The following is an 11,625-nucleotide window of genomic DNA, read 5'->3' as shown; positions in this document are numbered from 1 at the left end:
GTCGTGATAACCGTGCGGCGTACGCGCCAGGAAGCGCGGCGGATCATGCGGAAAGATCCTGGCCAGGGCATTGGTCACGTCGTCTGCGAAGATATTCTCCTCGATGCGGTCCCAGACGCTGAACAGGAAATGCCCGCCAGGCTTCAGGACGCGCTTTGCCTCGCGATAAGCGGCGGCGCGGTCGGGAAAGAACATCGCGCCGAATTGACAGCAGACGAGGTCGAAGGCAGCGTCGTCGAAGGGCAGCTTCAAGGCATCCGCCTGGCGCCAGGTAATGAGGCTGTGCGGCCCTGGCGCGACGCCGCATAGTCGAGCATCGGCTGGTTGAGATCGGTTACAGTATAGGTGCTGCCGGGATCCAGTTTTGGCGCCAGGGCACGGGTGACGGCCCCGGTGCCCGCGGCGGTTTCCAATACGGCCAAGGGCGAGAAAGAAGCCGCCCGCCGTGCGGCCTCCACCGCATAAGCCTCGAAAATCAGCGGCACCATATGGCGATCGTAATTTTCCGGGATCGACCCGGCAAACACCTTGTCCGCTTCCAGCATGGCCAGTACCCGGCGCTCGTTGACGGAGGAGACTAGCAAAAAAGATGAACTCGTTGCTGCTCAGTTTGTTAGGGGAGCGTTCTTCCGGGTCAAGAGCGACGAAATTCGCTGATCTCAAATTTAGATACACATTGTGTATGCAGAAATGCTATATGGCGTTACGAAGGAACCATCGCCATGGCCACCAAAAACCAGGACAGCCACGCCAAGCCCGTCAACCTGCGCATCCGCGAGGATGTCCGCAGCCTGATCGACCGCGCCGCGAAGATACGCGGCAAGACCCGCTCCGACTTCATGATCGAGGCCGCCTACCGCGCGGCCGAAGACACGCTGCTCGACCAGACGCTCGTCAAGGTCGATGCCGAAAGCTATCAGCATTATCTCGATATCCTCGACCAGCCGCCGCGCGGCGAGGGATTTGCCCGGCTGATGAATGCGCCCAAGCCCTGGCAGGACTGATGCTATCGGCACCGGTCCTTCTCGCCGATAGCCACGACCTCGACCTTTTTCAAAGCGGGACCGACAGCCTCGATCAATGGCTTCGACGGCGGGCGCGTGCCAATCAGGTCAGCGGCGCGTCCAGAACCTATGTGATTGCGGAAGGCACGCGCGTCGTTGGCTATTATTGCCTTTCATCAGGTGGACTTGATCTCGCAGATGCTCCCGGTTCGATCCGGCGCAATATGCCGGATCCCGTGCCCATGGCTGTGCTTGGCCGTTTGGCTGTCGATGCAAACTGGCAGAGCAAGGGCCCCGGCGTCGCCCTGCTTCAGGACGCGGTGCTGCGGACCAGCCAAGCGGCCGCCATTCTCGGCATTCGCGGTCTCCTGGTTCATGCCATATCGGATGAAGCCAAGACGTTTTATGAACGCTATGGCTTCCAGGCTTCGCCAAAGAATCCGATGACTTTGGTGCTGTCGCTGAAGACGGCTAGGTCAGGATGACGTTTCGTTGAAACGTCATCCTGACCTAGTTTTTGTTGGAGCATGATCTTTCCGAAACCGGTCCCCACTTTCGGGATCATGCGCTAATTGAGTGCCGCCGTCGGCCGCAGCGAACCAACCTTGGCGCCGATGCGGCTTTCGACTGCGGGATGGGCGAGCTGGGTCAGCCTTACCGCTACCGCCTCATCGCCACGCAGCAGTTTCGCAAGCACCGCGGCGATCATCACCTCTGCCGCCCTGCCGGCGCCGTCATCGCATTTGAGCGCGATGCCGAGACCGAGCTCGGGCAAGGCCGCGCAATAGACGCCTTCGGCGCCGGTCTTGACGAAGATGCGGCCCGGTGCTGCCTGCATCAGCGCGACATCGGCCTTGCCGGTGCCGGCGACGAGGAACGGCTCGGCCATGCAGGCCGAAAGCAGACGCTTCGCCGCCTTTGCGCGCTCGGGCGAGAAGCCCCTGCCCGTCGCCATGCGGGCAAAGCCGAGCGCAAAACTCTTCAACGGCACGGCATAGGTCGGGATCGAGCAGCCGTCGATGGCGCTATTGCCGGTGTTGTGGGCAGCGCCGGTGACGGATTGCATGGCGTCGCGCACCATCTCCTGCTGCGCGTGTCCCTCCTTGACGTAGCCCCGATGGGCGATGCCCGAATGCACGCAGGTGCAGAGGAAGCCGGCATGCTTGCCGGAGCAGTTGTTGTGCAACGCGCTCGGCACAGCGCCGGCGCGGGCGAGCGCTAGGGTGGCTTCATGGTTGGGCCAATGCGCGCCGCATTCGAGAGCGGTTTTGTCGAGACCGGCCTTGGCGAGCATCGCCCGCGCCAGTTCGACATGGGCGGGCTCGCCCGAATGCGAGGCGCAGGCCAGCGCCAGTTCGCGGTTGCCGAAGCCATAGGCGTCGGCAGCCCCCGATTCGACCAGCGGCAGCGCCTGGATCGCCTTCACCGCAGAGCGCGGGAAAACCGGGCGATCCGTGTCGCCGATCTCCCAGACGGTCTTGCCGTCGGCGTCGAACGCGCTGATGGCGCCGCGGTGCCTGCTTTCGACCACCGCGCCGCGCGTGACTTCGACCAGAACCGGATTGGACATGCTGCCTCCCGCACGCGCCAGAGGGCGCTGCTTTTAGTGCGGGCAGCTTCTACCTGATGCGGTCGAGAATGGAAACGTAATTGGCGACGGCAGCACCACCCATGTTGAAGATGCCGCCGAGCTTCGCGCCCGGCACCTGGATGCCGCCGGCCTCGCCGGTCAACTGCATGGCGGTGAGCACATGCATCGAAACGCCGGTGGCGCCGATCGGATGGCCCTTGGCCTTCAGGCCGCCCGAAGGATTGACCGGCAGGCGGCCGTCCTTGGCCGTCGTGCCGTCCAGCGCCAGCCTGGCGCCCTCGCCGGGCCTGGCCAGGCCCATCGCTTCGTATTCGATCAATTCGGCGATGGTGAAGCAGTCATGCGTCTCGACGAAGGAAAGGTCGTCGAGCGTGACGCCGGCCTTCTTCAGCGCCTGGTTCCAGGCGTGCTCGCAACCTTCGAAGGCTAGGATGTCGCGCTTCGACATCGGCAGGAAATCCTGGACATGCTCGTTGGCGCGGAAGGTCACGGCGCGCCGCATCTTCAACGCCGTCGCGGTGTCGGTGAGCACCAGCGCCGCGGCGCCGTCCGACACCAGCGAGCAATCTGTGCGCTTCAGCGGACCGGCGACGAAGGGGTTCTTCTCGCTTTCCTGGCGACAGAACTCATAGCCGAAATCCTTGCGCATCTGCGCGTAGGGATTGTCGACACCGTTCTTGTGGTTCTTGGCAGCGATCATGGCCAGCGCGTCCGACTGGTCGCCATAGCGCTGGAAATAGGCCTGCGCGATCTTGCCGAAGACGCCGGCAAAGCCGGCCGGGGTGTCACCTTCTTCCGGAAGGTAGGATGCCTTGAGCAGGTTCTTGCCGATCTCGGGACCGGGCGTGGTCGTCATCTGCTCGGCGCCGACCACCAGCACGATGCGGGCGGCGTTGGCGTCGATGGCGCGGATACCTTGCCGGACCGCGGCCGACCCGGTGGCGCAGGCATTCTCGACGCGCGTCGCCGGCTTGAAGCGCAGCCGGTCATCGGCCTGCAGCACGAGGCTCGCGGTGAAATCCTGCGGCGAGAAGCCGGCGTTGAAATGGCCGAGCACGATCTCGTCCACATCGTCGGGGCCGATGCCGGCATGGTCGAGCGCCTCGACGGCAACCTTGGTGATCAGGCTCTCCAGCGTCTCGCCTTCGAGCTTGCCGAAGCGCGAATGCGCCCAGCCGACGATGCATGCGGTCATGGCAACCTCCATTTGCGCCGCAGCCTAGCACGATCCTTAGCGGCACGTGATTCAATATTGTTCAACAATGAACCGTTTTCCAGCCCCCTGCATGGGCCAGAACGACACGATCGGTTGATCCCGGTGTCGATTTTTTATTGATTGACGCGTCAATAAAAAATAATCTCGACCCGAACCGGACCCCCAAAATGCCGAAAATCGGAATGGAACCCGTGCGCCGCAAGGCGCTGATCGACGCGACGATCTCGGCGATCGGCGAGCGCGGATCGCTCGACGTGACGATGTCGGAGATCGCCGGACGCGCCGGTGTGTCGTCGGCGCTGGCGCATCACTATTTCGGCGCCAAGGACGAGCTGCTTTTCGCGACGATGCGGCACATCCTGACGGAGCTCAACATCGACACCAGGCACGCGCTTCACACCGCCGGCACAGCGCGTGAGCGCGTCTCGTCCGTGGTCGCGGTCAGCTTCTCCGATGACCAGTTCCAGGCCGAGATCATCGCCGCCTGGCTTGCCTTTTATGTCGAGGCGCAGAAATCGACCGAGCTGCGGCGGCTGCTGCGCATCTATGCGCGGCGGCTGCATTCGAACCTAATGAGCGGGCTGACCGGGATCCTGCCGCGGACAGAGGCCGACCGCGTGGCGGAAGCGACCGCGGCGCTGATCGACGGGCTCTACATCCGCCGCGCGCTGAAGGACGGCGTGCCCGACGCGCAGACCGCGATCGCGCTTGTGGAAGACTATCTCGAAACCAAGCTCAACGGACGGAGCCTGCCTTGACCACCCGGCGACCCAATTTCCTGATCGTCATGGTCGATCAGCTCAACGGCACGTTCTTCCCGGACGGCCCGGCCGAGTTCCTGCACGCGCCCAATCTGAAGGCGTTTGCCCAGCGCTCGGCGCGCTTCGCCAACAACTATACCGCCTCGCCGCTCTGCGCACCGGGCCGCGCCTCCTTCATGAGCGGCCAGCTGCCGTCGCGCACCCAAGTCTATGACAACGCCGCGGAATTCGCCTCCTCGATCCCGACCTACGCGCATCATCTGCGCAGCGCCGGCTATCACACGGTGCTTTCCGGCAAGATGCATTTCGTCGGCCCCGACCAACTGCACGGTTTCGAAGAGCGGCTGACCACCGACATCTACCCGGCCGATTTCGGCTGGACGCCGGACTACCGCAAGCCCGGCGAGCGTATCGACTGGTGGTACCACAATCTGGGTTCGGTGACCGGCGCCGGCGTCGCCGAGATCACCAACCAGATGGAGTATGACGACGAGGTCGCCTTCCATGCGACGCAAAAGCTCTATGAGTTCGCGCGCGTGTCGGATGACGCGGACCGGCGCCCCTGGTGCCTGACCGTCTCCTTCACCCATCCGCACGATCCCTATGTCGCGCGGCGCAAATACTGGGACCTTTACGAAGACTGCCCGGCACTGGAGCCGGAGGTGGGCTTCATCCCCTACGACAGCCAGGATCCGCATTCAAAGCGGCTCTACAAGGCATCCGACTACGACAGTTTCGACATCACGCCCGAGCAGATCCGCCGCTCGCGGCGCGGCTATTTCGCCAACATCTCCTATCTCGACGACAAGATCGGCGAGCTGCTGTCGGTGCTGGAGCGCACGCGCATGCTGGACGACACGATCATTCTGTTCTGCTCCGACCATGGCGACATGCTGGGCGAGCGCGGCCTGTGGTTCAAGATGTGCTTCTACGAAGGGGCGGCGCGGGTGCCTTTGATGATGTCCGGCAAAGGCATCAAGGCCGGACTGATCGAGACGCCTGCCTCCAATCTCGACGTGGCGCCGACGCTCTGCGACCTCGCCGGCATCGACATGAGCGGGATCGCGCCGTGGACGGACGGCCTGTCGCTGCTGCCGCTTGCCGCCGGCAAGGAGCGCTCGGCGCCGGTGCTGATGGAATATGCGGCTGAAGGCTCCTACGCGCCGATGGTGGCGATCCGCGAGGGCAAATACAAATTCGTCCATTGCGAGCTCGATCCGCCGCAGCTCTTCGATCTCGTCGCCGATCCGCGCGAGCTCGACAATCTCGCGACCAACCCGGCCTACGCCGATCTGGTCTCGGCCTTCATGGAAAAGGTCCGCGCGCGCTGGGACATGGCAGGCTTCGACGCCGCAGTCCGTGAAAGCCAGGCGCGCCGCTGGGTCGTCAACCCGGCGCTGCGCAACGGCGCTTACTACCCCTGGGAGTTCCAGCCGCTGCAGAAGGCGTCGGAACGCTACATGCGCAACCACATGAACCTCGACAATCTCGAAGAGAGCAAACGGTATCCGAGAGGCGAATGATGGCAGACATTCTCGTCCCACCACTTGATCATCTGAGGCACGCCTACGCCGTCACCTCGACGGCCACGCAGGTGACGCCGCTCCTGGAGTCGGCGGCTTTGGCCAGGGAAACCGGCGCGGCGCGCGTCTTCGTCAAGCCGGAGTCGCTGCAATGGGCCGGCTCCTTCAAGGTGCGCGGCGCCTATTGGCGGCTGAAGCGGCTTTCGCCGGATGAAGCGAAGAAGGGCGTGGTGGCCTACTCCTCCGGCAATTTCGCGCAGGGGCTGGCAGCCGCCGGCCAGGCGCTCGGCATTCCCGTCACCATCGTCATGCCGGTCGACGCGCCGGCCGCCAAGCGCGATGCCACCGCCGGCTATGGCGCGCGCGTGGTGCTGACCGATCATGGCGATCGCGCCCGTGAGGAGGTGGCTGCCGCCAAGGCGCGCGAGATCGCCGAGACAGAGCACCTCACCTTGCTGCACCCCTTCGACGATCCGGAAATCGTCGCAGGCCAGGCGGGTGCCGGATTGGAAGCGCTCGACCAGTTGGCGGCTAAGAAGGAGCATGCCGACCTTGTGTTCTGCTCGGTCGGCGGTGGTGGCTTGATCGGCGGCGTTTCGCTGGCCTTCCACTATCTGTCGCCCAAGACCGAGATCATCGCCGTCGAGCCGGAGGGTTTCAACGGCATGGGCTCATCGCTCGCGCATGGCGCGATCGAGACGATGCCGATCGGGCCGAAATCGATCTGCGACGGGCTGATGGCGCGCAAGCCCGGCGACGCGCCTTTCGCGGCCGTCAGCGCCGCCGGCGTGCGCGGCGTCACCGTCGACGACGCCTCGGTGCGGCGGGCGATGAAGATCGCCTTCGAGCGGATGAAGCTGGTGCTGGAGCCCTCGGGCGCGGCATCACTGGCCGCCCTTCTCGGCGGCAAGGTGGATGTGAAGGACAAGACTGTCCTTGTGGTTGCAACCGGCGGCAATGTCTCGCTCGCCGATTTTATGGCGCATATGAACAATGCTTGAAGCGGATTTCGTCATCATCGGCTCCGGCTCCGCCGGCTCGGCCATGGCCTATCGGCTGTCGGAGGACGGCAAGCACTCGGTGATCGTCATCGAGTTCGGCGGCACCGATATGGGGCCGCTGATCCAGATGCCGTCGGCGCTGTCGATCCCACTCAATATGAGCCTCTACGACTGGGGTTTCGCCAGCGAGCCGGAGCCGCATCTCGGCCGCCGCGTGCTGGCGACGCCGCGCGGCAAGGTGATCGGCGGCTCGTCCTCGATCAACGGCATGGTCTATGTGCGCGGCCATGCACACGACTTCGACCATTGGGCGGAACAGGGTGCGACCGGCTGGGGCTTCGCCGACGTGCTCCCCTATTTCAAGCGCATGGAGGATTCCGACGGCGGCGAGGATGGCTGGCGGGGCCACGGCGGACCATTGCATGTGCAGCGCGGCACACGGAAGAACCCGCTCTATGGCGCCTTCGTCGAAGCAGGCCGCCAGGCGGGCTTCGAGCTCACCGACGATTATAACGGCTCGAAGCAGGAAGGTTTCGGGCCGATGGAGCAGACCATTCTTGGCGGCCGCCGCTGGTCGGCGGCGAACGCCTATCTGAAGCCGGCTCTCAAACGCAAGAATGTGAGTCTGGTCAAAGGCTTCGCCCGGCGCGTGGTGATCGAGAATCAACGCGCCCTCGGCGTCGAGATCGAAGCTGACAAAAAGATTCAGGTCGTTAAGGCGCGGCGTGAAGTGATCGTCGCGGCGTCGTCGATCAACTCGCCGAAGATCCTGATGTTGTCCGGCATCGGCCCAGGCGCGCATCTGCAGGAGAACGGCATAAAGGTGATCGCCGACAGGCCGGGTGTCGGCGCCAATCTGCAGGACCATCTGGAACTCTATATCCAGCAGGAATCGACTAGGCCGATCACGCTGAACTCGGTGCTCAATCCTTTCTCCAAGGCATTGATCGGCGCGCAGTGGCTGTTCTTCAAGAGCGGGCTTGGCGCCACCAACCATTTCGAGGCGGCCGCCTTCGTGCGTTCGCAGGCCGGCGTCGACTACCCCGATATCCAGTATCACTTCATCCCCGCGGCGGTGCGCTATGACGGCAAGGCGGCGGCGAAGGCGCATGGGTTCCAGGCGCATGTCGGGCCGATGCGCTCGAAGTCGCGCGGTTCGGTGACGCTGCGCTCGCCCGACCCGAAGGCGAAGCCGGTGATCCGCTTCAACTACATGTCACATCCGGACGACTGGAGCGAGTTCCGCCATTGCATCCGGCTGACGCGCGAGATCTTCGGGCAGAAGGCCTTCGACGGCTTCCGCGGCAAGGAGATTTCGCCGGGCAGCCATGTGCAGACCGACGACGAGCTCGACGCCTTCATCCGCGACCATGCCGAGAGCGCCTACCACCCTTGCGGCACCTGCCGGATGGGCCGTGCCGACGATTTAACCGCCGTCGTCGATCCGGAATGCCGGGTAATCGGCGTCGCAGGACTGCGCGTCGCCGACTCCTCGATCTTCCCGCGTGTGACCAACGGCAACCTCAACGCGCCGTCGATCATGACCGGCGAAAAAGCCTCCGACCATATCCTCGGCCGCACGCCGCTGGCGCCATCCAACCAGGAACCCTGGATCAATCCTCGCTGGCAGGTGGCGGACCGATAGGGCATTGTCGGGCTGACCGCCCTCCCGGCGAACAGACTTGGAGAAAGCCATGCGCGCCCAGCCGACCGCATCGCACTATGTCAACGGCCGCTATATCGAGGATGAGGGCGGCACGCCGCTGCCGGTGATCTATCCGGCAACCGGCGAGACCATCGCCACCCTGCATTCGGCGACGCCGAACGTGCTGGAGCTGGCGATCGAGGCGGCCCGCTCCGCGCAGCCGGCCTGGGCGCGGCTGAAGCCCGTCGAGCGCGGCCGCATCCTGCGCCGCGCCGCCGATATTCTGCGCGCGCGCAACGCCGACCTGGCGCGCATCGAGACGCTCGACACCGGAAAGGCGATCCAGGAGACATTGGTGGCGGACGCCCCTTCCGCCGCCGACTGCCTGGAATATTTCGCCGGAGCGGTCGCCGCCTTCAACGGCGAGATGATCGATCTCGGCGGACCATTCGCCTACACGCGCCGCGAGCCGCTCGGCGTCTGCGTCGGCATCGGCGCCTGGAACTACCCGATCCAGATCGCCGGCTGGAAGTCGGCGCCGGCGCTGGCTATGGGCAATGCCATGGTGTTCAAGCCTTCGGAGAACACGCCGCTTTCGGCCCTGGCGCTGGCCGAGATCTACTCGGAGGCCGGCTTGCCCGATGGGCTGTTCAATGTCGTGCAAGGCTATGGCGATGTCGGCGCCGGCCTCGTCGGCCATGATGTGGTGGCAAAAGTTTCGGTGACCGGCTCGGTGCCGACCGGTCGCAAGGTGCTGTCGCTCGCCGGCTCCAAGATGAAGCATGCGACGATGGAGCTCGGCGGCAAGTCGCCGCTCATCGTCTTCGACGATGCCGACCTCGAGAATGCCATCGGCGGCGCCATGCTCGGCAATTTCTATTCGACCGGGCAAATCTGCTCCAACGGCACGCGCGTCTTCGTGCAGAAAGGCCTGCATGATCGCTTCGTCGAGCGGCTGGTCGAGCGCACCAAGAAGATCCGCATCGGGGATCCGCTCGATCCCGAGACGCAGATGGGCCCACTGGTCAACAAGGCGCAGCAGAGCAAGGTCGTCTCGTACATCGAAGCCGGCCAGCAGGACGGAGCGACACTCGCCTGCGGCGGCAACGTGCCGTCGCTGCAAGGTTTCGAGAGCGGTTTCTTCATCGAGCCGACCGTGTTCACCAATGTCACCGACACCATGCGCATCGCGCGCGAGGAGATTTTCGGACCGGTGATGAGCGTCTTGAAGTTCGACAGCGAGGACGAGGTGATCGAGCGCGCCAACGACACCGAGTTCGGGCTGGCGGCCGGCGTGTTCACGCGCGACCTGCCGCGTGCGCATCGGGTGATCGCCGAGCTGCAGGCCGGCACCTGCTGGATCAACGCCTACAATCTGACCCCGGTCGAAATGCCCTTCGGCGGCGTCAAGCAGTCCGGCATCGGCCGCGAGAACTCGCTGGCCGCGCTGGCGCATTATTCGCAGCTCAAGGCGGTTTATGTCGAGACGGGTGACGTGGCGGCGCCTTATTGATGTCGCGATCCGTTTCGGCAGATCATCGCGCTGTTCTCCTTGCCGCGGTTTGCCACAACCTTGCCGGAGGCAAAGGAGGCCAAGATGGCGGGTGAAACCAAGGACAACCGAGCCGTCGTGTTGCCGCTACTGCTCGGCTTCAACGGCGGCTATGTCGACACGATGGGTTTCCTGGCGCTCCAGGGGCTGTTTACCGCGCATGTCACCGGCAACTTCGTGACGCTCGGCGCCTCCCTGGCGCTCGGCACGTCAGGCGCCCTGTCGAAGCTGCTTGCGCTGCCGGTCTTTTGCGCTGTTGTCATCCTCAGCCGGCTGTTGTCGAACGCGCTGAGACACCGGGAAGCGCCGGTCTTTCGTTACCTGCTGACGATCAAGCTCGTATTGCTGATCGCAGCCGCCGTTCTGACGGTCCGGCTCGGGCCTTTCCCGGATGGCGACCATTGGGCCGCCATCGTAACGGGAATGATATTGGTTTCGGCCATGGCGGTGCAGAACGCCGCGCATCGCGTCCATCTCGCCAGCCTGCCGCCTTCGACGCTGATGACGGGCACCACGACCCAGATCATGCTTGACCTGGCCGACCTGATCTACGGCTCGTCCGCCGAGGATACTGCCGCGTCACGGTCGCGCCTCGCGCGGATGTCGGGCATGGTGGCCGTCTTCGCTCTCGGATGCGGAACGGCCGCGCTGCTCCATGTGCAGTCGGTGTCTGGTCATTCGCGGCGCCGCCGGTCGTCGCGCTGCTGGCTCTGATCGTCCGGGGGAATGCGACGCCATGACGACGATGTCTGGTCAGGCCGTGCCGGAACCGGCTCACCCCATCTGCGCCGTCCCGTCCAGATACTGCGTCAGCGCATAGACCAGATGGTAGAAGATGCTGGCCGGCACCTCGGTCGCCAGTGAGCGGCCGCGCTCGTCGATGCGATCGATCCACAGACCGAGCGGTGCCGGATCGATGTGCCAGCGGAACAGGCGGCCGACGCGCGCCTCGATCTCGGGCTTGAGGTCCGGCCCGCCCGAGCCGTCCAGCGCGATCGCCGCCTTGATCGCCTCGGCCTGCGGCCAGCCGCGCGAGACGGTATCCAGCGGCAGACCCTGGCGCGAGACCGCGCCGTAGGCGAGGCCGGTTGCGCGGTTGAGCCCGTTGGCAATGGCCGAGGCATAAAGCTTGCGGGCGAAGGCGGGAAGTTCGTTCTGGCCGCTGCGGGCGGCGAAATCGACCAGCAGGGAGGCCCATTCGAAATGATGGCCAGGCTCGGTCCAGCTCCCCTTCTCGCCCGCGGCCGGCTTCCAGCCCTCGTCGAAATACTCGCCGATGGTCCAGCTTTCGGCATCGAAGAAATGGCTGCGGAAGAGGTCGATGATGCGCGC

Annotated in this window: 10 protein-coding genes and 2 pseudogenes; 8 read left to right on the top strand and 4 right to left on the bottom strand. The window is 64.7% G+C overall.

The window, feature by feature from the left end:
- A pseudogene (locus EOA27_RS06940) lies at positions 1-545 on the bottom strand (methyltransferase domain-containing protein); the annotation flags it as partial.
- Between the two features lie 177 nt (positions 546-722).
- Here EOA27_RS06940 and EOA27_RS06935 point away from each other — a divergent pair.
- Both EOA27_RS06935 and EOA27_RS06930 read left to right on the top strand, forming a co-directional pair.
- Complete coding sequence (locus tag EOA27_RS06935; protein WP_126078400.1) at positions 723-1,004, top strand: DUF1778 domain-containing protein; 282 nt, start codon at positions 723-725, stop codon at positions 1,002-1,004.
- Entirely contained in the window at positions 1,004-1,489 is a 486-nt protein-coding gene (locus EOA27_RS06930; protein ID WP_126078401.1) for a GNAT family N-acetyltransferase, read from the top strand. Before EOA27_RS06935 ends, EOA27_RS06930 begins: the two co-directional genes overlap by 1 nt.
- A gap of 83 nt (positions 1,490-1,572) precedes the next feature.
- On the opposite strand, the gene EOA27_RS06925 is transcribed toward EOA27_RS06930, so the two are convergent.
- Complete coding sequence (locus EOA27_RS06925; RefSeq protein WP_126078402.1) at positions 1,573-2,574, bottom strand: asparaginase; 1,002 nt, start codon at positions 2,572-2,574, stop codon at positions 1,573-1,575.
- A 49-nt stretch (positions 2,575-2,623) separates the two neighbouring features.
- Complete coding sequence (locus EOA27_RS06920; RefSeq protein ID WP_126078403.1) at positions 2,624-3,790, bottom strand: acetyl-CoA acetyltransferase; 1,167 nt, start codon at positions 3,788-3,790, stop codon at positions 2,624-2,626.
- Between the two features lie 188 nt (positions 3,791-3,978).
- Here EOA27_RS06920 and betI point away from each other — a divergent pair, with 188 nt between their 5' ends.
- From betI to EOA27_RS06890, 6 genes and pseudogenes are all read left to right on the top strand, one after another.
- Positions 3,979-4,569, top strand: coding sequence for a transcriptional regulator BetI (betI, locus tag EOA27_RS06915; protein ID WP_126078404.1), 591 nt, complete (start codon positions 3,979-3,981; stop codon positions 4,567-4,569).
- Positions 4,566-6,095 carry a choline-sulfatase gene (betC, locus tag EOA27_RS06910; RefSeq protein WP_127255811.1) on the top strand — a complete coding sequence of 510 codons (1,530 nt, stop codon included), beginning with the start codon at positions 4,566-4,568 and terminating at the stop codon, positions 6,093-6,095. The genes betI and betC overlap by 4 nt, the downstream gene beginning before the upstream one ends.
- Positions 6,092-7,096 (top strand): threonine/serine dehydratase, encoded by a 1,005-nt coding sequence (locus EOA27_RS06905; protein WP_189343194.1) that lies wholly within the window; start codon positions 6,092-6,094, stop codon positions 7,094-7,096. Before betC ends, EOA27_RS06905 begins: the two co-directional genes overlap by 4 nt.
- Entirely contained in the window at positions 7,089-8,741 is a 1,653-nt protein-coding gene (gene betA, locus EOA27_RS06900; RefSeq protein WP_126078406.1) for a choline dehydrogenase, read from the top strand. Before EOA27_RS06905 ends, betA begins: the two co-directional genes overlap by 8 nt.
- Before the next feature lie 49 nt (positions 8,742-8,790).
- The gene (gene betB, locus EOA27_RS06895; RefSeq protein ID WP_126078407.1) at positions 8,791-10,254 is read left to right on the top strand and encodes a betaine-aldehyde dehydrogenase; all 1,464 of its coding nucleotides are present in this window, start codon (positions 8,791-8,793) and stop codon (positions 10,252-10,254) included.
- A gap of 84 nt (positions 10,255-10,338) precedes the next feature.
- Positions 10,339-11,033: pseudogene (locus tag EOA27_RS06890) on the top strand (YoaK family protein).
- A gap of 34 nt (positions 11,034-11,067) precedes the next feature.
- On the opposite strand, the gene EOA27_RS06885 reads toward EOA27_RS06890, so the two are convergent.
- Positions 11,068-11,625 (bottom strand): AGE family epimerase/isomerase (locus EOA27_RS06885; protein WP_189561973.1); only part of this gene is annotated, 558 nt, incomplete at its 5' end.

The sequence above is a fragment of the Mesorhizobium sp. M2A.F.Ca.ET.037.01.1.1 genome, assembly GCF_003998075.1.
Taxonomy (GTDB): Bacteria; Pseudomonadota; Alphaproteobacteria; order Rhizobiales; family Rhizobiaceae; genus Mesorhizobium.
This window is presented reverse-complemented; position numbering and strand designations above follow the sequence as displayed.